This window comes from Kiloniellales bacterium, assembly GCA_030066685.1.
In the GTDB taxonomy this organism is placed as follows: domain Bacteria; phylum Pseudomonadota; class Alphaproteobacteria; order Kiloniellales; family JAKSBE01; genus JAKSBE01.
In genome coordinates, this window is sequence record JASJBF010000012.1 from 22,912 (window position 1) to 46,150 (window position 23,239).

A 23,239-nucleotide genomic window follows, 5' to 3' on the forward strand; every position below is an offset into this window, starting at 1 on the left:
GCTTGGAGAACGGATCCGGAACGCTATAGTCGGAGTCATGGACCTGCCGCGGACTGCGCCCCTGCCCGCCGAGCTGCTGCCGGAGACCTTCGGGTCCTGGTTCGCGGCGCGCGGCTGGGCGCCACACGCGCATCAGCTCGAGATGCTGGCGGCGGCGCGCGACGGCGCCTCGGCCCTGCTGATCGCGCCGACCGGCGGCGGCAAGACCCTGGCCGGCTTCCTGCCCTCCCTGGTCGAGCTGGCGGCCGAGCCCACGGCCGGGCTGCACACGCTCTACATCTCGCCGCTCAAGGCGCTGACCGTCGACATCCACCGCAACCTGACCCAGCCGATCGCCGAGATGGGCCTCGACATCGCCTGCGAGACCCGGACCGGCGACACACCCCAGGCCAAGCGCCAGCGGCAGCGCCGGCGGCCGCCGCAGGTCCTGCTGACCACGCCGGAATCCCTGGCCCTGCTGCTGTCCTATCACGACGCGGCGCGGGTCTTCGGACGCCTGCGCTGCGTGGTCGTCGACGAGCTTCACGCCCTGGCCGACAACAAGCGCGGCGACCTGCTGTCGCTGGGCCTGGCGCGGCTCCAGGCCCTGGCGCCGGACTGCCGGCGGGTCGGGCTCTCGGCCACGGTGCGCGATCCCGAGGCCCTGCGCGCCTGGGTGACCGCGCCGGAGAGCGCGACGCCGGCACGGCTGATCCGCGGGGCACCCGGTCCGGACCCCGAGATCGAGATCCTGGTGACCCGCGAGCGCCTGCCCTGGTCCGGCCACATGGCCCTGCACGCGGTCGGAGAGATCTACGAGCGCCTGAAGGCGGTCGACACCGCCATCGTCTTCGTCAACACCCGGGCCCAGGCCGAGCTGGTGTTCCGCGAGCTCTGGCGGATCAACGACGACAACCTGCCGATCGGCATCCACCACGGCAGCCTGGAGCGCGAGCGCCGGCGCAAGGTCGAGGCGGCCATGGCCCGGGGCGAGCTGCGCGCGGTGGTCGCGACCTCCTCCCTCGACCTGGGGATCGACTGGGGCGCGGTCGACCTCGTGGTCCAGGTCGGCGCGCCCAAGGGCGTGTCGCGCCTGCTGCAGCGGATCGGCCGCGCCAACCACCGCCTGGACCGGCCGAGCCGGGCGCTGCTGGTGCCCGGCAACCGCTTCGAGTACCTGGAGTGCCTGGCCGCCCTGGCCGGGGTCCGCGAGATGACCCTGGATGGCAACCCGCCGCGCAGCGGCGGGCTCGACGTCCTGGCCCAGCACCTCCTGGGTACCGCCTGCGCCGGGCCGCTCGATCCCGATCTTTCTTATCGTCAGGCGGTTACCGCCCCACCCTACAGCGAGCTGACAAGGCGGGACTTTGACGACGTGCTCGACTTCGTCGCCACCGGGGGTTACGCGCTGAGGGCCTACGAGCGCTTCCGCCGCCTGGTCCGGGGGCCGGACGGGCTCTACCGCCTGGCCAACCGGCGCTTCGTCCAGCGCTACCGGATGAACGTCGGGACCATCGTCGAGGCGCCGACCATCAAGATCAAGCTGCGCAACGGCCGCGGCCTGGGGGAGGTCGAGGAGTACTTCGTCAACGGCCTGACCGCCGGCGACACCTTCATCTTCGCCGGCGAGCTGCTGACCTTCCTGGGCCTGCGCGAGACCTGGGCCGAGGTCGCCCGCGGCGGCAAGGGCGATCCCCAGGTGCCGGCCTACGGCGGCGGCCGCCTGCCGCTCTCGACCCACCTGGCCGAGCGGGTCCGCGGGCTGCTGGAGGCGACGGCGGCCTGGCGGGACATGCCGCCGGCGGTCGCCGAGTGGCTGCGCCTGCAGCACTGGCGCTCCGTCATGCCGCCGCGCGACGGGCTCCTGGTGGAGACCTTCCCGAGGGGCGAGCGCGAATACCTGGTGGCCTACTGCTTCGAAGGGCGCAACGCCCACCAGACGCTGGGCATGCTGCTGACCCGGCGGATGGAGCGGCTCGGCCTCTCGCCCCTGGGCTTCGTCGCCACGGACTACGTCATCGCGGTCTGGAGCCTGCGCCCGGCGGAGGACATGGCGGCCCTTTTCAGCGAAGACCTGCTGGGCGACGACCTCGAGGAATGGATGGCCGAGTCCTCCCTGCTGCGCCGGACCTTCCGCAATGCCGCGGTGATCGCCGGCCTGATCGAACGCCGCCATCCCGGCCAGGAGAAGACACGGCGCCAGGTCACGATCTCCTCGGACCTGATCTACGACGTGCTGCGCAAGTACGAGCCGAACCACGTGCTGCTGCGCGCGACCTGGGCCGACGCCGCCGGCGGGCTGACCGATATCGGCCGCCTGGGCGACATGCTGGGCCGGATCAAGGGCCGGATCCGGCACCGCCATCTCGAGAAGGTCTCGCCCCTGGCGGTGCCGGTCCTGCTGGAGATCGGCCGCGAGCAGGTCTACGGCAGCGCCTTCGACGAGCTGCTGGACGAGGGCGCCCGGGGCCTGATCACCGAAGCCACCGAGGGCGCCGACCAGGCCCGGCTGCCGCTGTCCAGTTAGAAGAAATCGGGGAAGAGGCGCTCGAGCTCCGCCTCCATGGCCGAAATCTCCTCCAGCGTGTCGTTGGCCTGGCGGTTCGGCAGGGAGCGCCCCAGGTCGTAGCAGGCGAAGGCGCGGATCAGGTCGTTGCGGCGCGCATAGTGGTCGCCCAACTCCTTGTAGAAGTTGGGCACATAGGGGTTCCTGCGGATCCCCTCGGCGATCAGGCGCGCCGGATCGAGCCCGAACTTGGCTTCGAGTTCGGGCGCCTCCGACAGCGCGTTGCCGGCGAAGACGTCGAGCAGATAGCCTCGGGTCACGCCCTTGCGCGAAAGCCGGACCAGCGTCTCGACCGTGGCCTCTGGGTTCCGCGTCCTCTGCTCGCGCGACAGGGCGCCGCGCAGCACGAGGATCCGATCGTCGCGCCCGATCATGTCCTGGACGACCTCGGCGTCCAGGCAGGACGCGCTGCCAGGATCGCCGTCGTTGCAGAACGCGGTCCTCGGCAGGTAGTGCAGCGTGCCCTCCATCAGCGTCAGCCAAGCTTCGAAGAGGGCGTCGCGCCGGACCGCCGCACGCGCCTCCCGCACGTAGTCTTCGAGGCTCTTCGGACCCTCGACATGCCGGCTGAAGACGGCGTCGATCATCACCGGCAGCAGGTCCCGATAGAAGGGGTCCTTCTTCTCGGACAGATGAAAGGGCCGGAGCTTTTCATCCAAGGGATAGGCGGCGGCCGGCTGCTGCAGGATCCGGAAGCGATACTCCTCCTCGAAGAAGGCGTTGCCTTGGGCGCGCTTGTACCTGATGAAGGCTGGGAGCTTCCCGGACTGCATCAGGGCGCGCCGGATCCGGGGGTGGAGCTTCAGGTTGTACTGCAGGAGCAGCCCGAAGGCCGCCGCCTGCTCGAGCGTCAACTCGGACCGCGACGGCTTCCAGCCGGCAACGATCTCGCCGGCGTGGAGAACCGAAACGGAGCCGTCTTTGTGGTCGATCTGCTCGAGATCGAGCTTCGCTTCCCGGTTGGTCTCCGCGCCCAGCTCGGATTCGGTCCAGAAGACCTGGAGCGGCTTGGGCACCGAGTCCGTGCCGAACTGGGAGCGTTGCATCGCATTCCTCAGGACGCTGCGGTTGCGGAGTTCCGATTGGATGAAGGTGACCGGCGCGAAGAGCGAATCGTTGCGAAAGGTCCCGGCCTTGCGGTCGACCTGCAGAAGCCGCTTGAGCTTGGTATCGATGATGGTCTGACCGGCTTCGGTCGCGAGCGACACGTAGTCCGGGCCCAGGGTCGCGATGCTGGAGGTCTCGGCCGGGCTGCGGTCAGAGGACTTCAACACCAGGATCCTCATCTCGCGCGCGTTGTAAGGACCGTGGAGGTTCCGCAGATCGGCCGCCGTCCAATGCGGACCCGGACGAGGGGCTTGCGGCTCCTGGCCGAGAACGGGCGAAGTGATCGCGCCCAGAAAGAGTGCTATGAGGACCGGCGTCCGCATGCGTCGCATCCCTGTCGTTCCACCGCGAAGGGTCTTTGGAATCCTATGCACGTCGGCACGCCATGACCAACCCGCATTCCGATGACCCGCGGCCCGCTGCGGACCCAGGGCGCCCCGGAGGCGCAAGGCTCTGCGTCAACGGCGCCGAGCTGCAGGCCGACGTCTCGGGGGCGCTCTTCTGGCCAACGCAGGAGACCCTCGTGGTCTCCGACCTTCACCTGGAGAAGGCCTCGTTCTTCGCGTCGCGGGGGCAGCTTCTGCCCCCCTACGACACCGCAGCCACCTTGCGGGGTCTCGAGGCCCTGGTCGCGCGCCTTCGCCCGGCCCGGGTGGTGAGCCTGGGCGACTCCTTTCACGACCCGGCCGCGGCCGAGCGCCTGGACGGCGCGGCGGCGGCCAGGATCGAAGCCCTGACCCGGGACCGCGACTGGGTGTGGATCTGCGGCAACCACGACCCGGCACCGCCAGCCGACTGGGGCGGCCGGGTCGCGCAGGACCTGACCCTGGGTCCGCTGGTATTCCGCCACGAGGCGCTGCCCGAGGGCCCGACCGCGGGCGAGGTCTCCGGCCACTTCCATCCCAAGGCCTCGGTCCGGGTCCGGGCGCGGCGCCTGACCGCGCGCTGCTTCGTCACCGACGGGCGCCGGCTGATCCTGCCGGCCTTCGGCGCCTTGACCGGCGGCCTCGACGTCGGCAGCCCGGCGATCACCCGGCTCTTCGCGGAGGGCTTCGTCGCCCACCTGCTCGGCCGGGACCGGATCTTCGCCTTTCCCGGCACGGCCCTGACGTCTCCGGCCGAGCCCTGATCGCTCGGCGCCCCGGCAACGTAGCAAGACGCAGACTCCCGATCGAAGGCTGCCCCCGCGATGATCAGCGACAGTGCTCCCAGCATCCTCTGGTTCCGTCAGGACCTTCGGCTCTCCGACAGCCCCGCGCTGGCCGCGGCCCTGGCCCGCGGCGCGCCGGTCCTGCCGGTCTACGTGCTGGACGACGAGACCCCGGGCCGCTGGGCGCCGGGCGGCGCCGGACGCTGGTGGCTGCACCACAGCCTGGCCGCGCTCGCGGCCGACCTCGAGGCCCTGGGCCGGCCGCTGGTGCTGCGCCAGGGGCCGGCCGAGCGGGTCGTGCCGGAGCTGGCGGCCGAGGTCGGCGCGGGCGCGGTCTTCTGGAACCGCTGCTACGAGCCCTTCGCCATCGCCCGCGACACACGAATCAAGTCGGCGCTCCAGGAGCGCGGGCTGGTCGCCGAGAGCGGCAACGCCGCCCTGCTCTTCGAGCCCTGGGTTCCGCAGACCAAGTCGGGCGGGCCTTTCAAGGTCTTCACGCCCTTCTGGCGACACCTGCTCGGCCGGCCGGCGCCGTCGGCGCCTCTGCCCCCACCTGAAGCTCTGCCGGGCGGCATCGAGGCCAGGGGCGAGGCCCTCAGGGACTGGTCGCTGCTGCCCAGTGCGCCGGACTGGGCCGGCGGCCTGCGCGATCGCTGGACGCCGGGCGAAGCGGGCGCCCAGGCCCGCCTCGCAGCCTTCCTGGACGACGCGGTCGGCGGCTACCGGGAGCAGCGCGACCTGCCGGACAGCCCCGGCACCTCGCGGCTCTCGCCGCACCTGCACTGGGGCGAGATCTCGCCGCGGCAGGTCTGGCACGCGACCCGGCACCGGGCCGCGGCCGGTGGCCCCGGGCCGGCCGCCAGCGAGGCCTTCCTGCGCGAACTGGGCTGGCGCGAGTTCTCCTACCACCTGCTCTACCACTGGCCGGAGCTGCCCGAGCGGAACTGGAAGCCGAGCTTCGACGCCTTCCCCTGGCGCGAGGACGAGGCCGCCTACCGGGCCTGGACCCGGGGCCGGACCGGCTATCCTTTGGTCGACGCCGGCCTGCGCGAGCTTTGGGCGACCGGCTGGATGCACAACCGGGTGCGCATGGTCGCCGCCTCCTTCCTGATCAAGCACCTGCTGATTCACTGGCGTCGCGGCGAGGACTGGTTCTGGGACACCCTGGTCGACGCCGACCTCGCCAGCAATTCGGCGAGCTGGCAATGGGTCGCCGGCAGCGGCGCCGACGCCGCACCCTTTTTCCGGATCTTCAACCCGGTGACCCAGAGCCGGAAGTTCGATCCCGAGGGCGGCTATCTGCGCCGCTGGCTGCCGGAGCTGGCCAAGCTGCCGGCGGCGGCGATCCACGCGCCCTGGGAGGCCGAGGCCGGGACCCTCGCCGCCGCCGGGGTGCGCCTGGGCGAGACCTATCCCTGGCCGATCGTCGACCACGCGGCGGCCCGGCAGCGCGCCCTGGCTGCGCTGGAGACGATCAAAGCAGGGGCGTGAACCGATCTATTGCGTAACCCGCCTGTCACAGAGAAGATTTAGATTGCGATCGCGGTCTGGGCGGTCTGAGATGACCGCAAAGATCGGTCTTCCCCTTTTCCAAAAATCCGCAAGGCCGACTCAGTCTGCAGGAGAGGACAACATGCGCAAGAGAGACCCAAATCCTTCGAGTTCGGAGCTGACCTACGAGACGTCAGAGGACATCGCGGTCAACCCGACGACCAACGCGACCTTCGGCGAGGTCGTCCAGCGCCGCTTCAACCGCCGCGAGGTGCTGCGCGGCAGCTTGGCCGTGACCGCCATGGGCGCGATCGCCGGCCCCATCGCCTTCGGCGGCCGCCCGGCCAGGGCGGACGGCGGCAAGTTCAAGTTCACCGAGATCGAGCACGGCGTCGACGAGACCCACCATGTCGCGCCAGGCTATAGCGCCGATATCCTGATCCGCTGGGGCGACCCGATCTTCCCGGACGCGCCGGCCTTCGACCCCCGCAACCAGACCGCCGCCGCTCAGCTGAAGCAGTTCGGCTACAACAACGACTTCATCGGCTTCCTTCCGCTGCCGGCCGGCTCCAATGCCTCCGACCGCGGACTGCTCTGCGTCAACCACGAGTACACCAACGAAGAGCTGATGTTCCCGGGCATCGAGCGTCAGGATCGGGACCTGCAGTTCGCCGACATGACCAAGGAGATGGTCGAGGTCGAGATGGCCGCCCACGGCGGCTCGGTGATCGAGGTCAGCAAGGCCGGCGGCAAGTGGCAGGTGGTCCTGGACAGCAAGTACAACCGTCGGATCTCGCCTTACGACACCGCGACGAAGATCTCCGGTCCCGCGGCCGGCCATCCCCGGATGCAGACCGTCCAGTTCCCGAGCGGCAGCGACACCATCGGCACCCTGAACAACTGCGCCGGCGGCATGACCCCCTGGGGCACCTACCTCATGGCCGAGGAGAACTTCCACGGCTACTTCTGGGGCGACATCGCCGGCAACCCCGAGAAGGCCAATTACGAGCGCTACGGCGTGCCCGGGCAGTGGTACGCCTGGGGTAAATACGTCGATCGCTTCAACCTGGAGAAGGACCCCAGAGCCGCCAACCACTTCGGCTGGGTGGTCGAGGTCGACCCGCTCGACCCGAGCGCGCCGCCGGTCAAGCGCACGGCCCTCGGCCGCTTCAAGCACGAGGGCGCGGAGCCCATCGTCAACGGCGACGGCCGCGTCGTGCTCTACTCCGGCGACGACCAGCGCTTCGACTACCTCTACAAGTTCGTCACCGAAGGCCGCTACGACCCCGCCAACCGCGCGGCCAACCGCGACCTGCTGGACAAGGGCACGCTCTACGTCGCCCGCTTCGAGGACGACGGCAGCATGACCTGGCTGCCCCTGGTTCACGGCAAGGGGCCGCTGACCGCCGAGAACGGCTTCAAGTCCCAGGCCGACGTCGCGATCGAGACCCGCCGCGCGGCGGACCTGCTGGGCGCGACGCCCATGGACCGGCCCGAGGACGTGCAGCCCAATCCGAAGAGCGGCAAGGTCTACGTGATGTTGACCAACAACTCCAAGCGCAAGGCGGAACAGGTCAACGCCGCCAACCCGCGGGCCGAGAACCTCTTCGGCCACATCATCGAGCTGACCGCGCCGGGCAACGACCACGCCGCGGAGAAGTTCTCCTGGGACTTCCTGGTCAAGTGCGGCGATCCTTCGGTGGCCGAGATCGGCGCGACCTGGAACCCCAAGACCTCGAAGCACGGCTGGTTCGCGGCCCCCGACAACTGCGCCTTCGACAGCCAGGGCCGGCTCTGGATCTCCACCGATCAGGGCAGCGCCTGGAGCAAATCGGGCACCGCCGACGGCCTCTTCGGCATCGAGACGGAGGGCGACACCCGCGGCTACAGCAAGATGTTCTTCCGGGTCCCAATCGGCGCCGAGCTTTGCGGGCCGACCTTCACGCCGGACGACAAGACCCTGTTCCTCGCGGTCCAGCATCCGGCCAGCGACGGCACCAAGGACTTCCCCGGTTTCGAGCGGCGCTCGACCTTCGACGACGCGGCCACCCGCTGGCCCGACTTCAAGGACGGCGTGCCGCCGCGGCCCTCCGTCGTCGTCGTGACCAAGGACGACGGCGGCCCGATCGCAAGCTAGCGGCACGCGCGGCGGGTCTGTTCCGGGCCCGCCGGACGCCGTTTCTGCCCTTCGCCCGAGGCGCCGGCCCACGCCGGTCCCTCGGGCGGCGCTGCACAGACTCGATCGCGCGCCCCTGTCTCCGGGGACGGCGGATCCTTCGCGTGAAGTACAGACGCGACGGCCGCGATCCGGATACAATACCGGATACCGCCGCATCGGAGCTTGCCCGGCCTTGCCGGGCAGACCCGGAGGCGTCAGCACAAAGGGGCGAGTGGAGGCCGGAGCGAAGAGTCTTGGAACACTGCCGGGGCAGAGAGCATCGGCGGGCGACAGCCGACGAAGGGGTCCCGGACCGGCTGACCGGGACCGCGCCGCTCGTCCTGCTGGCCGCCGCCAGCCTGCTCGCCCTGAGCGGCTGCGGCAGCTTCGCGCCCGTCGAGCGTCCGCCGCTCGCCTTCTCCGAGGCCGCACTTCCCGAGACCGCGGACGGATTCCCCAATTGGCCCTACCCGCCGGCGCGTATGGAGACCCTGCTGGGCGAAACCCTGGTCAGCGGAGACTTCGAGCTGGCCGAGATCGAGAGGACCAAGTACGGCGGCAGCGGGCCGAGCCGGGTCACCCTGTACTTCACGGCGCTCGACCGGCCGATCAGCTTCAAGTGGAAGGCGGTGCCGCCGAACGACCTGGAGGCGGTGAACAACACCCCGCGTAAGGAGATCGCAGCCTACGAGATCCAGAAGCTGTTCCTGGAGCCCGAGGATTTCGTGGTGCCGACGACGGTGCTTCACTGCGAGCCGATGGCGCGCTACGCCCGCAAGAAGGGGGCCCTGCGGCCCAGCGTGGCGGGCAGCGACTGCGTGCTGGGCGTCCTGGCCCTCTGGCTCGACGACGTGACCATGGCCAAGGCGCTCTACGAGCAGGACCGCTTCGTCACCGAGCCGGTCTACGCCCACTACATGGCGAACTTCAACCTGATGACCTACCTCATCGACCACAAGGACGCCCGGGAAAGCAACTTCCTGGTCTCGAAGGACGACGCGCGCCGCCAGGTCTTCTCGATCGACAACGGGATCGCCTTTCAGCCCTTCCTCTACAAGTTCTTCGCCGAGAACTGGAACGTGATCCGGGTCCCGGGGCTGCGCGGCAAGTACGTCGAGCGGCTAAGGCGGCTCCGGCGCGAGGACCTCGAGGTGCTCGGCGTCGTCGCCGAGATGGAAAGGGACGAACGCGGCATCTTCGTCCCGGTCAGCCTCGGCCCGAACCTCTCGCCGAACGAGGGCACCCGGCTGCGCGGCAGCACGCTCCAGATCGGGCTCGCCAGGTTCGAGATCGACGGCGTCTGGGCGCGGATCCAGGACTTGCTCGAAAGCGTCGACAGCGGCGAGATTCCGGTCTTCTGACCGCCACTCCGCGGGCCGAAGCGCGGCTCCCCTGCCGTCACTCCAGAAGCGTGGCCTTGAGCTTGTCGAGGGTCTCTTCGTCGATCTGAAGACCGTCTCGGATATAGGCTTCGTAGCTGCCGTAGTCTTCCTTGATCGTCGCCAGGCCGGTCTCCAGGTACTCGCGCCGGACCTCGAGCAGGGGCCGGACCTCGGACGCCGGGGTCCTGAATCTGGAGCCGACCGCGGCGAGGCTGGACAGGAAGCTCGCCCGCTGGTCCAGGAAGGCGTTGCTCAGGAGGTAGTCCTCGATCACCGTCTCTTCCGGCACGCCGACCGCCAGGAGGACCATGGCGACGGCGAAGCCGGTCCGGTCCTTGCCTTCGGCGCAGTGGATCAGCGAGGGGGTCGACTCCGGCTCGGTCAGGCGCCTGATGACCGTGGCCCACTGCGCGCGGTAGTCGCGTGCGAAGGCCCGGTTCTGCTCGACCAGCAAGCGGTGGAACTCGCCCGGCTCGACCTCGCCGTTGACGATCTTGCGCCGGGACACCGCCCGGTCCAGCGGCGCGTAGTAAACCGGGATCTCGACCACCTCCACCTCGGCCGGCGATATCGCCCGGACCGGCGTGATATCCCGCTCGCTCGCGCCCCCGGTCCGGTCGGCGTCCGGGATGCCGTTCGGCAGGCGGTTGGGCTTGTCGTCCCGCTCCACGTCGCTGCGCAGGTCGTAGACCCGCGAAAGTCCGAGAGCGCTCAGGGTCGAGAGGTCTTCGCGGGTCAGGCTGGACAAGTCGTCGGAGCGGTAGAGCACGCCCTTCTTGACCCGACGGCCATCCGAAGTGGCGTAGCCGCCGACGTCGCGGAAATTCGAAGCGCCGATCATCGGCACGTGGTTCGGATGCCGGGACGAGGCGCTGCAACCCACCAGGAAGGCGGTGACGGAAAGCATGAGCTTTCTGAGAAACGGCGGGCTTCGCATCTTGTCTCTGGGGATCCGGATCTGGCGCGGCAGTAAGCCAAAGATAATACTTGCGCCACCGGATGGAAGGCATTGATTGCGCGGCAAGCCGACGGCGATGCGATTTCGGCAGTTGCCGCTAGGGCGTTCCCCGGCTTTGCAGTAGCCTTTCAGAGCCTAGTACCTGGAAGCAAGACCAGACAACACGGGAGGATCAAGGACAATGAGCGACAGCAAACACTCCAGGGACCGCAAGCCGAGCCATCCGGACCGCCGCCGGTTCCTCTTGTCCGCCGGCGCCGCGGCCGCGGGCGCCGGCTTCGTCGCGCACGAGCTGGCGTCGGTCCGTCCGGCGCTGGCCGGCGGGGCCGCGACGCCGGGGACGGTCCAGGTCGCCGCCGCCGAGACGCCGATCGGCCCCAAGTGGTGGCCCTCGAAGTGGGGCGCCGAGGACCAGGCCGGGGCCTCCAACCACATCACGCCGGAGAAGGTCATGGCCGCCACGGCCCTGATCAAGACCGGCAAGGTCTATTCCCTCGGCCAGGTCTACGAGCCCGAGATGCCGCTCTTCGGCAGCCGCGCCTTCGCGGTCCGGATCCCCGGATCGCCGACCGGCGGCGTCTTCGGCAACAACAAGATCATCTGGAACGACGAGTTCCTGGCGACCGAGATCGGCCAGGTCGGGACCCAGTTCGACGGCCTGGGGCACATCGGCGTCCAGGTCGGCGAAGACGGCAACCAAGGAGAAAGGCGCTTCTACAACGGCTTCAGCATGTCGGACATGGCCGGCGCCTACGGCCTGCAGAAGCTCGGGATCGAGCAGGTCAAGCCGATCTTCTCGCGCGGCATCTTGATCGACGTCAAGGGCCTGAAGGGCCAGACCCTGGCCGCCGGCACGGAAATCTCGGTCGCCGACATCGAGGCCGCCCTGGACAAGCAGGGCCTGAGCGGTTCGGACGTCACGGCGGGCGACGTCGTGGTGATCCGCACCGGCTGGAGCGACCACTGGATCAAGGACAACGCGACCTACAACGGCGGCGCCCCCGGGATCGGCGTCGAGGCCGGGCTCTGGCTGGGCGAAAAGGACGTGGTCCTGGTCGGCTCGGACACCTGGCCGGTCGAGGTGGTGCCGAACCCGGACAGCAACCTGGCCTTCCCGGTGCATCAGGAGCTGATCACCAGGCGCGGCATCTATCTGCACGAGAACCTCAACCTCGAGCAGCTGGCCGCCGAGGAGCAGTGGCAGTTCGCCTATATCTTCTCGCCGGTGCCCATCAAGGGCGCGACCGGCTCGCCGGGCAACCCCATCGCGGTGGCCTGAGGTTCAGGCGGGCGGGCGGCCTGCCGCCGCAGCGGTGGGCCGCCTGCCTTGCCCCATGCGGGAAAGGCCGGAGACTAGGGGCGCCAGGTCCCCTGCGCCTCCTGGTCGGCCGCGCGGGGCTGGCCCACCAGACCAACCCGATCAGACGCGGCCTGGTGGATCGTGACGCGCGCTTAGCCCGCCGCCTAAGACTGCGGCCCCAAGCACTTGGTTAGAGAGGCGGCCAGCCCCCGCATGATCTGGCCATAGGCCGCCGGTCCCGCGGCCAGTTCGGCGCCCAGCGGATCCAGAACCGCCGTTCGGGCCGACGTGCCCTCGATGACCGTAGAGACCAGGGCAGGCGCGAACTGCGGCTCGGAAAAGACGCAGCGGGCACCGGTCTGGACGATCTTTTCGCGCACTTCGCGGAGGCGCTTGGCGCCGGGCGTCCGGCCTTCGTCAACCGAAATCGATCCCACCGCCGTCAGGCCGTAGTGAGCTTCGAAGTAGTGGTAAGCGTCGTGGAACACCACGAAGGGCGTGTCCTTGACCGCCGACAGATCCCTTCGCAACTCGCCGTCCAATGCTTCCAGTTCGGCAAGAGTCGCCTTGCCATTGGCTTGGTAGCGCTCCGCATTGGCCGGATCGGCATCGCCCAGGGCTTTCACCGTCGCCTTGACGATGACCTCGGCGTTGTGCGGGTCCAGCCAAAGGTGAAGGTTCTTGTCGTGTTCCGCATGACCCGCGTGCTCAGCGTGCTCGTGGGCCTTCTCTTCGTCGGCGTGCGCCTTCTCGGCGTGCTCGTGACTCTCGGCGTGCTCGTGACTCTCGGCGTGCCCGTGACTCTCGTCGTGATGGTCGGCCTCGGCGTGGTCCTCGTGCGCATGGACCTCCCAAGCACCGCCTTCTCGCGCCTCCAGAAGCTCAATATCGGGCAATGCCGCGATCTCGACGAGCCTTGCCTGTCCTGACAGGGCGTCCAGCGGCTCGACCAGGAAGGTCTCCATGCCCTCGCCGACCCAAAAGATCAGCTTCGCCCGGTTCAAGGCCTTGGCATCGGACGGCCTGAGGCTGTAGCTGTGCGGAGACGCCGCGCCCTTCAACAGCAGGCTTGGCGCGCCGACATCCCCCATCACCGAGGCGACGAGGCTGTGAACAGGCTTGATGGTGACCACGACCTCGGGCGCCTCCGACCGAGCCGGTCCTGCCAAGCCGAGCAGCACTGCGAGTCCCAAGGCACCTGCGCCCGCCCTTTCCATCGCCATCGCGCTTCTCCCTATTACGACAAGCTCATTTCGGACAGCCCTGACGCGGCCTGACCGCTTGATCATTTGTTATAGTATTTCATTTTTGTTTTCAATAGGCTTGGCCGGTTTCGATAAGGTGGGCGAGACGATCATCATGGTCAGGAAAAACGGGCCACCACGTCGCCAGGCCGATCAGGGCCACGATCACGAGCGCTGCATTGCCGATGCGCTCGAGACCGCGGACGCGCTCTGCGCCCGGCGCGGCGTCCGGCTGACCAAGCTGCGGCGCCGGGTGCTGGAGCTGGTCTGGACCAGCCATGCCCCGATCGGCGCCTACGACGTCCTGCGCCGGCTGAGCCAGGAACATGAGGGGGCTGCGCCGCCGACGGTATATCGGGCCTTGGACTTCCTGCTGGAGCAGGGTCTCATCCACAGGATCGAGAGCCTCAATGCCTTCGTCGGCTGCGCCGATCCGGCGGAGGCCCACACCAGCCAGTTCCTAATCTGCCAGGACTGCGGCGCCGCCGCGGAGCTGCAGGATCCGGCGATCAACCGTGCCCTCGCCCGCTCCGCCGGCAGCCTGGGCTTTCTGGTCAAGGACAAGACCGTCGAGCTGCGCGGCCTCTGCGCGCGGTGCCGAGGCTCGGCGTGATGACCGCGACCGCGCCGCACCCGCCGTCGAGGAACGAGGGACCGGCCCTGGTCACGGCCCAGGGCATCGACGTCGCCTTCGGCCGCACCACCGTTCTTTCCGGTGTCGACCTCGCGGTCCACCGGGGCGAGATCGTCACCCTGATCGGCCCCAACGGCTCCGGCAAGACGACCCTGGTGCGGGTGATCCTTGGCCTGCTGAAGCCGCAGGGCGGAGAGGTCCGGCGCGGCCCCGGACTCACCACCGGCTACGTGCCGCAGCGTCTGCACATCGACCCGGCCCTGCCCATGACCGCCCGACGCTTTCTCGCGCTGCCGCGGCGGCAGCCGGAGGACGCGCTGCACCGGGTCCTGGCGGAAGTGGGGGCCGGCTACCTGATCGATCAGCCCATCCAGAGCCTCTCGGGCGGCGAGACCCAGCGCCTTCTCCTGGCCCGCGCCCTGCTGCGCGACCCCGACCTGCTGGTGCTCGACGAGCCGCTCCAGGGGGTGGACTTCAACGGCCAACTGGCGCTCTTCGAGCTGATCGGCGGCGTCCGGGACGAGCGCCGTTGCGGCATCCTGATGGTCTCCCACGACCTGCACCTGGTCATGGCCGGTACTGACCGGGTGATCTGCCTCAACCATCACGTCTGCTGCACCGGCGCGCCCGAGGCGGTGAGCCGGCATCCCGAGTACCTCGCCCTCTTCGGGCCGCGGGGCGCCGAGGGTCTGGCGGTCTACACCCATGCCCACGACCACCAGCACGACATCTCCGGCGCCGTGGTCGAGGACCGCAAGCCGGGCCGAGCGGACCCCTGATGCTGGACGACTTCCTGCTGCGCGCCGTCCTCGGCGGAATCGGCGTCGCCCTGGTCGCGGGCCCCCTGGGCTGCTTCATCGTCTGGCGCCGCATGGCCTACTTCGGTGCCAGCCTGGCCCACTCCGCCCTGCTCGGCGTGGCCCTGGGCTTCCTGCTCGGCATCGATCCGACTCTGGGGATCGCGGCCGCTGCGATCCTGCTCGCGCTGCTGCTGGTCCTGCTGGAGCGGCAGCAGGCGCTGCCCAGCGATACCCTGCTGGGGATCCTGGCCCACGCCGGCCTGGCCCTCGGCCTGGTCGTGCTGAGCTTCTTCGAGACCCTGCGCGTGGACTTGATGGGCTACCTTTTCGGCGACATCCTGGCGGTCTCCCGAAGCGACCTGCTGTGGATCTACGGCGGTGGGATCCTGGCGCTGGGTGTCCTGGCCGCGATCTGGCGCCCGCTGCTAACGGCGACCCTGCACGAGGAGCTGGCCCGGGCCGAGGGCCTGCCGGTGGTTCAGCTGCGCCTGGCCCTGATGCTGACCGTCGCCATCGTCATCGCCATCGCGATGAAGATCGTCGGCATCCTGCTGATCATCTCGATGCTGATCATCCCGGCGGCGACGGCGCGTTGCTTCGCCCGCACGCCGGAGCAGATGGCGGCGATCGCCGCGCTCGCCGGCGTCCTGTCGGTCTGGCTGGGACTCTGGGGCTCGCTGGAAGCCGACACGCCGGCCGGCCCCTCGATCGTGGTCGCGACAACGGTTCTCTTTGCGGCCGCTCTCGCCCTGTCGCGGCTGCTCAGGCGCAGGCAGGCCTGAGCCAGCTTACGGCCGCTCGCCGCGAGCGAGGCGTTGGCCGATGTCGTCGATGCAGGGCAGGACCCGGGAGACGTCGTCGACCACGTAGTGGGCGCCGGCCTGCGCCAGGCGGCGGTGTGCCTGGCTGCGCTTCGTGGCCTGTTCGGCCTCGGGCAGCGCCTGCCATTCCTCCAGGGTCAGACCGACCTCGTTGCCGGAGACCGAGACGCCGATGCTCCACATGCCGGCGTTCAGGCCCTCTTCGATTCCGGGGAGCGTGTCGTCGACCTTGACGCAGGCCGCAACGCAATCGACCCCGAGCTCGATCGCGTTCTTGAGGCACATGAAGGGATAGGGCCGGCCCGCCGGGACGTCCGAAGCGGTCACGCAGGAATCGGGCTCGAAGCCCTGGGCCTTGGTGTCGGCCAGGTTCACCGCCGCCATCTCGGTCGAGTAGCCGGTGTTGGTGCCGATCTTGACCTCCCGCCGGCGCAGCTCGGCGACCAGCTCCAGCGTGCCCGGGATCAGCGCCGAGTAGGTCGAGAGGCAGGCGATCTGCCGCGGCACGAAGTCCGCGTACATCGCCTCGACGTCGGCCTCGCCCGGCGGCCGGCCATGCGCCTCCTGCCAGCGGCGGCGCACAGAGTCCATCAGGGTGATGGCGCGGATGTGATCCTTCTTGGGGGCGCCCATGGGCGCCCGGGCCTCGGCCATGGAAATCGGCACCTGGCGGTCCTTGAAGACCTCGACGAAGACCACCGCCGGCGCGACGCAGCCGAAGTCGACAATGGTTCCGGCCCAGTCGAAGATCACCGCCTGGACGCTGCCTTGATAGCTGCGCCGGTAGCCGAAATCGAAGATCTGGCTCACCGCTAGCTTCCCGTCCGTCCGAGCGGCCGGTAGGGGCTGCAGTCGGTGACGCCCATCTCGTCCAGGGTCGCCTCGACCGCGGCCAGGGCGCCGCGGATCTCGTCGCTGCCCAGCCGGCCGATGCAGCCGATGCGGAAGCTGGGGGCCACGGTCAGCTTGCCCGGATAGATCACATAGCCGCGTTCGCGCAGAGCATCGTAGAAGGTCTCGAAATCGAAGCGCGGATCGACCGGCATCCGGAAGGTGACGATGATCGGCGCCTGCAGCTCGTCCGGCAGCAGGGTCTCGAAGCCGAGCGCCCGCATGCCCTCGACCAGGAGCCTGCAGTTCTCGCGGTAGCGGGCGCCGCGGCCCTCGACGCCGCCCTCGGCCTCGAACTCCTTCAGGGCCTGATCGAAGGCCAGGATCACGTGGGTCGGCGGCGTGAAGCGCCACTGGCCGTTCTTCTCCATGGCCTGCCACTGGTCATGGAGATCGAGGCTCAGCGAGGGCGAGTTGTCCTCGCTGGCCTCCAGGGCGCTGCGCCGCGCGATGCAGAAGCCGAGGCCCGGCGCGCCCTCCAGGCACTTGTTGCTGGAGGCGACCAGGGCGTCGAAGGGGACCTCCCGGGCGTTCAGCGGCAGCGCGCCGAAGGCGCTCATCGCGTCGATCAGCAGCCCGCGCCCGTGCCCTGCGGTCACCTCGGCGATGGCCTCGATGGGGTTGAGGATGCCCGAGGTCGTCTCGCAATGGACGGCCGCGACGTGGGTGATCTCGCGGTCCTCGGTCAGGGCCCGGTCGATCGCCGCGGGATCGTTGGGCCGGTCCTCCGGCGTCTCGAGGATCCGCATGACCCGGCGGTGGTACTTGCAGATCTTCGCCATGCGCTGGCCGTAGGCGCCGTTCATGACGATCAGCACCTTGCCGTCCTGGGGCACGAAGTTGCCAAGCATGGCCTCGACCGCGAAGGTCCCGCTGCCCTGCAGGGGCACGCAGACGTGGCTGCCCACGCCGCCGGCGATCGCGACCAGGCGCTCGCGGATCCACCGGTTGATCTCGATGAAGCCGTGGTCGCGCGAACCCAGGTCGTGGAGCATGGCTTCCTTGACCGTCGGCGAGGTGGTCAGCGGCCCAGGGGTCAGCAACCAGGGATCGCCGGTCGGCGAGCCCGAGGCGGTGGAGGTCGGCATGGCCGCACCTTTCTTTAAGGGAAGCACCTTGTGACTTATAGCGACCCAGGGTAGCATCAGTCCAATCGATATTCTTGATATATAATATAGGTTTAAACTATGAATTTCCTGCAGTTGCGCGCCTTCCACGGGGTCGCCAGCGCCGGCAGCTTCACCCGCGCCGCCGAACGGCTCCACGTCACCCAGCCGACCCTGTCGGGCCAGGTCAAGGACCTGGAGCAGGGCTTCGGGGTGAAGCTCTTCGAACGCCGCGGTCGCGGGGTGGCGACCACCGAGCTCGGCGGCCGCCTGCTGACGATCACCCGGCAGATCTTCGGCCTCGAGGCCGAGGCCGAGCAGCTGCTGTCCGGGGCCCGGGCCCTGACCCGGGGCCGGCTGCGGATCGGCGCCGACGCGCCCTTCCTGGTCCTGCCCCTGATGGCGGCGCTGCAGCGGCGCTTTCCCGGGATCGACCTGGCGGTCGCCTTCGGCAACTCCCAGGAGGTGCTTCGCAGCCTGGTCGAAGGCCGCAACGACGTCGCGATCCTGCCCGACGTCGCCAAGGAGCCGCGGCTTCACGCCCAGGCCTTTCGGCGCGACCGCCTGGTGGTCTTCGTCGAGCGCGGCCATCCCTGGGCGCGACGGCGCAGCGTCCACCTGCGCGACCTCGCCGAGGAACGGCTGCTGCTGCGCGAGGTCGGCTCGACCACCCGTGCGATCTTGGAGCGCGCCCTGAGGCGGGCCCGGGTCCGGCCGAGCGAGACCCTGGAGATCGGCAGCCGGGAGGCGGTCCGCGAGGCCGCGGCCGCGGGGCTCGGGGTCGGCGTGGTCGCCGAGAGCGAGTTCGGTCACGACGACCGCCTGCACAAGCTGGAGATTCGGGGCGGCGCGGTGCAGGCCACCGAGTACGCCGTCTGCCTGAAGGCCAAGCGCGAAGACCGGGCGGTCGCCGCCTTCTTCGAGGTCCTGGCGGACTCCGCCCCCGGTTAGCGCGCCCGCCAGGCCTGGGTGCGGCGGTGGATGCCGCGCGAGGCGGCGGCGTGCAGCAGGCGGACCGCGGCGTTGGTGTAGAAGATCATCATGCCCATGGCCGCGGCCGGCGCGATGTCGCCGGCGTCGTCCATGTTGAGCACCGCGACCGAGGCCAGGGTCGTGTCGGGGCTGTAGAGGAAGACCACGGCCGAGACCGTGGTCATGGCGTTGACGAAGAGATAGATCCAGATATCCAGGATCGCCGGCGCACAGACCGGCACCGTGACCCGCGCGAAGACCCTGGTGACCGGTTGCTTGAGGGAGGCAGAGACGGACTCGAACTCGGGGTCCATCTGCTTCAGCGCGGTGACCGCGGTCAGATGCGCCACGGTGTAGAAGTGGGTGACCGTGCAGATCACCAGGATTCCCATGGTGCCATAGAGGAAGTTTAGGGGGTTGGCCGGGTCGTTGAAGAAGAAGATGTAGGCCAGCCCCAGCACCATTCCCGGCACCGCCATCGGCATCATGGCGAGAAACTGGAACCCGGCCCGGCCGAGTTGCATGCGCCGGGCCTTCTCGACCATGTAGGCGCCGAGGAAGACCACCAGTGTGCCGAGGAAGGCCGAATAGAGCGCCATGCGGATCGAGTTGCCGTAGGACGCCCAGCCGCCGCCGTCCATGACGTCGAAGTCGTAGTTGGCGAGCCCGAGCGAGAGGTCGTAGGGCCAGAACTTGATCAGCGCCGCGTACTGGCAGACCGCCAGGATGCCGAACATGAAGAGCGCGACCGCCAGGCTGTAGGCCAGCATCACGGCGTCGAAGCGGCGGTTCGGCTGCGGCCGGTAGGCGACGGCGCGCGCCGACAGCAAGGCGACCTGGCGCTTCTGCACCATGCGGTCGACGACGAAGGCCGCGACCGCCGGGATCAGGAGGATCATGCTGACCACCGCGCCCATCTCGAAGTTCTGCTGGCCGATGACCTGCTTGTAGACGTCGACCGCCAGGACGTTGAACTGGCCGCCGATCACCTTGGGCGCGCCGAAGTCGGTGATGACCAGGGTGAAGACGACGAAGGCGGCGCTGATTAGCCCATAGCGCGCGCCCGGCAGGGTGACCGTGAGGAAGATCCGCGCCGGGCGGGCGCGCAGGGCCACCGCGGCCTCGTAGAGCCGCGCGTCGGCGATCGAGAGCGCGGTCACGATGATGATCAGGGCATGAGGAAAGGTGAAGAAGACCTCGGAGATGACGATCCCGAGCGGGCCGTAGATCGCCGATGGACCGTAGGCGCCGTCCCGCAGCCAGGCCCAGAGCGGTGCCACCGCCTCGGCGCCGAGCAGGGCCTCGAGGACCTTGAGGACCATGCTCTGCGCGCCGAAGAGATAGACCAAGGCGATGCCCGGCAGCAGCGAGGGCACCAGGATCGGGATCATGGCGATCACCCGGAAAGCCGGACGGAAGGCCATGCAGCTGCGGGTCAGGGCATAGGCGAAGACAAAGGCCAGGGTGACCGTGATGACGGTGCTGATCAGTGCGATCTCGAGGCTGTTGAAGATCGAGCGGAACAGCGCCGGCGTCGAGAAGTACTCCAGGTAGTTGTCCAGGCCGACGCCGGGGGCCGGCCGCAGGGCGACCCGGCGGAAATCGTTGCTGGAGAATTCGTGCCACTCCGAGGTGGTCACGGGCTTGCCGCGCACCAGGAAGCCGCCCTCGCTCATTTCGATGTTGCGCAGGCGGTAGCGTGTCTTGGATCGGAAACTGAAGTCCGGAAAGAGCTTGGCCGGCGAGAGCCTCTCGTCGGCCGCGGCGCGCTGCGCGCCGGACTCGACCAGGCCCTGCGCCAGGGCAAGATCCAGGGCGTTCAAGGTCTCGCCCCAGCCCTCGCCGCTGTCGACCTGGAGCTCGTAGCCGGCGAGCCGGAAGCTGTAGGTCGCCACCGATTTCGAGAGCATGAAGTAGAGCGGCAGGGCGAGCGCGACCACGAGGTAAAGGCCGATGACCAACATGAAGCCGCGCAGGATCCAATCGTCGCGCCCCAGCTTGGGTCGGATCAGCGGCGCCTCGGCCGGCGCGGCCCCGGCGGTTGCGGCCTCAGCCACGGCCCGCGCCCTCGGGATAGACCCGGATGCGCTCGACCGGCAGGGTGACGGTGATGGTCTGGCCGGCGTCCACGCCCAGGCGCCGTACCAGGTTGCGCGAGAGGTCCGCGAGCAAAGCGGCGGCGCCCAGTCCCGGCGCGGCCAAGCTGGCGCGGTAGAAGGAGCCGAGGAACTCCAGCTCCTCGATCTCGGCCCGGAAGCTGTTGGCCTGCGCCCGGCCGGGCTCCTCGATGACGACGTCCTCCGGGCGGATCGCCAGGGTCACGCCCTCGCCGGCGTCCAGGCCCCGGGCCTCGCAGGCCAGGGCCAAATCGCCCAGGCGGACCCGTCCCGGCGCCTCGGCCCGTCCGGGCAGGAAGTTCATGGTGCCGATGAAGTCGGCGACGAAGGCCGTGGCCGGCTCGCGGTAGATCTCGTCCGGCGTGCCGACCTGCTCGATCACGCCGTGGTTCATGACCACGATCCGGTCGGCCATGGTCAGGGCCTCCTCCTGGTCGTGGGTGACCATGATCGTGGTCACGCCGAGGCGGCGCTGCAGGGCCTTGATCTCGTGGCGCAGGCGGGCGCGCACCTTGGCGTCCAGCGCCGAGAGCGGCTCGTCGAGCAGGAGCAGCCCCGGCGAGGTCGCCAGGGCGCGGGCCAGGGCGATGCGCTGCTGCTGCCCGCCGGAGAGCTGCGCCGGGTACTTGTCCTTCTGCTCGGGCAGGCCGACCAGCGCGAGCAGGTCGTCGACCCGCCGTGCGGTCTCGCCCCGTCCGGCCTTGCGGCTCTCCAGACCATAGGCGACGTTGCGTTCCACGGTGAGGTTGGGAAACAGCGCGTAGGACTGAAAGACGATTCCGAAGTCGCGTTCGTTGGGCGGCAGGGCCGAAACGTCCTCTCCACCCTGGATGACGCGGCCTCTCGACTGGATGTCGAGGCCGGCGATGGCCCGCAGCAAGGTGGTCTTGCCGCAGCCCGAAGGCCCGAGGAAGCAGACGAATTCGCCCTCGAAGATGTCGAGGCTGACGTCCCGGATCGCAACGAAGGCGCCGAAGGCCTTGGTCAGCCTGTCGATCCTGAGATAGGCCGAGGCCTCTGGCCGAGGGCCGCCTGCGGTCTCGCTCATCCGGTTCCTTCCGCCGCTTCCCGAGGCTGCCGCCGGTGGCTCCTGCCCGATACCAAGGAGCGGCCGGCGACCCGCCCGTCGGGTCGCCGGAACCGCTCAGCCACCTCCGCGTCCGGCCGGACTCAGCCCTTGGGCTCCGACTTGGAATCGTAGCGCGACTGCCACTCGCCCAAGATGCGCTTGCGGTTCTGGGCCGCCCATTCGAAGTCGTTCTCGATCATCGCCTCGGTGATGCCCTCCGGGAAGAACTTGACCGGCTTGGCCAGGCCCGGGATGGCGACCACGGCGTAGCCCTCGTTGTAGAGCTTGTTCGCGGTCTCGGTCACCGACCAGTCGACCAGGGCCTTGGCCGCCTCCAGGTCGTCGGTGCCGGCGACGATGGCGGTCGCCTCCATGTCCCAGCCGATTCCCTCCTTGGGCACGATGATCTCGAGCGGCGCGCCGGCCGCCTTGGACTTGGCGCCGCGGAAGGCGAAGGAGACGCCGATCGGGACTTCGCCGGCCGCCGCCTGCTTGCAGGGCTTGGAACCGGAATGGGTGTAGTGGCTGATGTTCTGGTGCAAGCGGTCCATGAAGTCCCAGCCGCCCTCCTCGCCGAAGATCTGCAGCCAGCTCGAGACGTCGAGGAAGCCGGTGCCCGAGGAGTTCGGGTTGGGCATGGCGACGTGGCCCTTGTAGACCGGCTTGGTCAGATCTTCCCAGGAGGCCGGCATGGGCAGCTTGTTCTTCTCCGCCTCCACGGTGTTGACGCAGACCGAGGCCACCCAGGCGTCCATGCCGGTCCAATAGGGCGGATCGTCCTTGTCACGGAACTTGGGATCCAGGGCCGCCAGGCCCTTGGGCGCATAGGGCTCGAGCATGCCTTCGCCCTTCATCAGCAGCAGGCTGGTCGCCGCGAGGCCCCAGATCACGTCGGCCTGGGGGTTGTCCTTCTCGGCCAGCAGCTTGGCGGTGACGATGCCGGTGGAATCGCGGACCCACTTGATCTCGATGTCCGGGTGGTCCTTGTTGAAGGCCTCGGCGTAGCGCTTGAGGTCCTCGGCCTCGACCGCCGTGTAGACCGTGAGCTCGGTCTTGGCGAAAGCCGACCCGGCCGCCAGGGCCGCTGCAGCCATGGCAAGGACGCCGTGGCGCAGGCCACGGACGAAGGTGGTCTTGGGCATATGGTCTCCTCCCCGCAATGCGACGACCCGGGCAAGCTGCGCTCGCCGGCGTCGCCTTCCTTGTTCGGCCCGGGCGATCGCCCGGCGCCTTGTTTATGCCAAGAGACTAATGAGGTTTTGTGACAAGCGATAGGGTGTTCGCGACGACGCGCTCAGTCCAGAGCGAGACGACAAGCAAGACCCGCCTGGGTTGTAGTCCGCCGTCCCGGAGCGGCGCCGGTCCCGAGGCTAGTGTGGTGGTTCCTAAGTTCGTCATATCTAGGATCGCTTTTGCCGTCCTCTGGGCAGGAAGCGTCGCGCGGCCGATGCTGGCGCATCGGCGAGCGGCGCTGACGCCCCCAGAGGACGGCAA

18 protein-coding genes are annotated in these 23,239 nt (G+C 69.2%); 10 read left to right on the top strand and 8 right to left on the bottom strand.

Translation table 11 applies throughout. From position 1 onward, the window contains the following. The first annotated feature begins 37 nt into the window (after positions 1–37). Positions 38–2,506 (top strand): ligase-associated DNA damage response DEXH box helicase, encoded by a 2,469-nt coding sequence (locus tag QNJ30_09275; GenBank protein ID MDJ0943644.1) that lies wholly within the window; start codon positions 38–40, stop codon positions 2,504–2,506. Here the strand turns inward: QNJ30_09275 and QNJ30_09280 are convergent. Next, the gene (locus QNJ30_09280) at positions 2,503–3,975 is read right to left on the bottom strand and encodes a hypothetical protein (GenBank protein ID MDJ0943645.1); all 1,473 of its coding nucleotides are present in this window, start codon (positions 3,973–3,975) and stop codon (positions 2,503–2,505) included. The genes QNJ30_09275 and QNJ30_09280 overlap by 4 nt on opposite strands. 62 nt (positions 3,976–4,037) lie before the next feature. Between QNJ30_09280 and pdeM the strand changes: the two genes are divergently transcribed. The 4 genes from pdeM (at position 4,038) to QNJ30_09300 (ending at position 9,812) form a co-directional block, all read left to right on the top strand. Further along, a complete protein-coding gene (gene pdeM / locus QNJ30_09285) occupies positions 4,038–4,781 on the top strand; it encodes a ligase-associated DNA damage response endonuclease PdeM (protein ID MDJ0943646.1) in 744 nt (247 codons plus the stop codon). 60 nt (positions 4,782–4,841) lie between these two features. Then, positions 4,842–6,293: a deoxyribodipyrimidine photo-lyase gene (locus tag QNJ30_09290; protein MDJ0943647.1), complete on the top strand. Its 1,452-nt coding sequence runs from the start codon at positions 4,842–4,844 to the stop codon at positions 6,291–6,293. A gap of 142 nt (positions 6,294–6,435) precedes the next feature. Further along, a complete protein-coding gene (locus QNJ30_09295) occupies positions 6,436–8,430 on the top strand; it encodes a PhoX family phosphatase (protein ID MDJ0943648.1) in 1,995 nt (664 codons plus the stop codon). 275 nt (positions 8,431–8,705) lie between these two features. Next, positions 8,706–9,812, top strand: coding sequence for a hypothetical protein (locus QNJ30_09300; protein ID MDJ0943649.1), 1,107 nt, complete (start codon positions 8,706–8,708; stop codon positions 9,810–9,812). A gap of 37 nt (positions 9,813–9,849) precedes the next feature. Here QNJ30_09300 and QNJ30_09305 read toward each other — a convergent pair whose 3' ends face one another. Then, positions 9,850–10,740, bottom strand: a complete 891-nt coding sequence (locus QNJ30_09305) for a tyrosine-protein phosphatase (GenBank protein MDJ0943650.1) — start codon at positions 10,738–10,740, stop codon at positions 9,850–9,852. Between the two features lie 232 nt (positions 10,741–10,972). Between QNJ30_09305 and QNJ30_09310 the strand changes: the two genes are divergently transcribed. Next, positions 10,973–12,070 carry a cyclase family protein gene (locus QNJ30_09310; GenBank protein MDJ0943651.1) on the top strand — a complete coding sequence of 366 codons (1,098 nt, stop codon included), beginning with the start codon at positions 10,973–10,975 and terminating at the stop codon, positions 12,068–12,070. 185 nt (positions 12,071–12,255) lie between these two features. Here the strand turns inward: QNJ30_09310 and QNJ30_09315 are convergent, their stop codons facing one another. Next, entirely contained in the window at positions 12,256–13,314 is a 1,059-nt protein-coding gene (locus QNJ30_09315) for a zinc ABC transporter substrate-binding protein (GenBank protein ID MDJ0943652.1), read from the bottom strand. A 136-nt stretch (positions 13,315–13,450) separates the two neighbouring features. On the opposite strand from QNJ30_09315, the gene QNJ30_09320 reads away from it, so the two are divergent. Genes QNJ30_09320 through QNJ30_09330 form a run of 3 tightly spaced genes read left to right on the top strand, consistent with a single transcriptional unit; the run spans position 13,451 to position 15,551 of the window. After that, positions 13,451–13,948: a Fur family transcriptional regulator gene (locus QNJ30_09320; GenBank protein MDJ0943653.1), complete on the top strand. Its 498-nt coding sequence runs from the start codon at positions 13,451–13,453 to the stop codon at positions 13,946–13,948. Next, positions 13,948–14,748 carry a zinc ABC transporter ATP-binding protein ZnuC gene (gene znuC / locus QNJ30_09325; protein MDJ0943654.1) on the top strand — a complete coding sequence of 267 codons (801 nt, stop codon included), beginning with the start codon at positions 13,948–13,950 and terminating at the stop codon, positions 14,746–14,748. The genes QNJ30_09320 and znuC overlap by 1 nt, the downstream gene beginning before the upstream one ends. Positions 14,749–14,750: 2 nt before the next feature. Further along, positions 14,751–15,551, top strand: coding sequence for a metal ABC transporter permease (locus QNJ30_09330; protein ID MDJ0943655.1), 801 nt, complete (start codon positions 14,751–14,753; stop codon positions 15,549–15,551). Positions 15,552–15,557: 6 nt separating this feature from the next. Here the strand turns inward: QNJ30_09330 and QNJ30_09335 are convergent, their stop codons facing one another. After that, positions 15,558–16,400 carry a phosphonoacetaldehyde hydrolase gene (locus QNJ30_09335; GenBank protein ID MDJ0943656.1) on the bottom strand — a complete coding sequence of 281 codons (843 nt, stop codon included), beginning with the start codon at positions 16,398–16,400 and terminating at the stop codon, positions 15,558–15,560. Between the two features lie 2 nt (positions 16,401–16,402). After that, positions 16,403–17,569 carry a 2-aminoethylphosphonate--pyruvate transaminase gene (locus tag QNJ30_09340; protein MDJ0943657.1) on the bottom strand — a complete coding sequence of 389 codons (1,167 nt, stop codon included), beginning with the start codon at positions 17,567–17,569 and terminating at the stop codon, positions 16,403–16,405. Between the two features lie 99 nt (positions 17,570–17,668). Between QNJ30_09340 and QNJ30_09345 the strand changes: the two genes are divergently transcribed. Continuing rightward, positions 17,669–18,538, top strand: a complete 870-nt coding sequence (locus QNJ30_09345; GenBank protein ID MDJ0943658.1) for a LysR substrate-binding domain-containing protein — start codon at positions 17,669–17,671, stop codon at positions 18,536–18,538. Here QNJ30_09345 and QNJ30_09350 read toward each other — a convergent pair. The 3 genes from QNJ30_09350 to QNJ30_09360 all read right to left on the bottom strand — a co-directional run bounded on the left by QNJ30_09350 (position 18,535) and on the right by QNJ30_09360 (position 22,887). After that, positions 18,535–20,616: a putative 2-aminoethylphosphonate ABC transporter permease subunit gene (locus tag QNJ30_09350; GenBank protein MDJ0943659.1), complete on the bottom strand. Its 2,082-nt coding sequence runs from the start codon at positions 20,614–20,616 to the stop codon at positions 18,535–18,537. The genes QNJ30_09345 and QNJ30_09350 overlap by 4 nt on opposite strands. Next, positions 20,609–21,724, bottom strand: a complete 1,116-nt coding sequence (locus tag QNJ30_09355; protein MDJ0943660.1) for a putative 2-aminoethylphosphonate ABC transporter ATP-binding protein — start codon at positions 21,722–21,724, stop codon at positions 20,609–20,611. The genes QNJ30_09350 and QNJ30_09355 overlap by 8 nt, the downstream gene beginning before the upstream one ends. A 122-nt stretch (positions 21,725–21,846) precedes the next feature. Beyond that, on the bottom strand, positions 21,847–22,887 hold the full coding sequence (locus tag QNJ30_09360; protein ID MDJ0943661.1) for a putative 2-aminoethylphosphonate ABC transporter substrate-binding protein: 1,041 nt from the start codon (positions 22,885–22,887) through the stop codon (positions 21,847–21,849). Positions 22,888–23,239 lie beyond the last annotated feature (352 nt).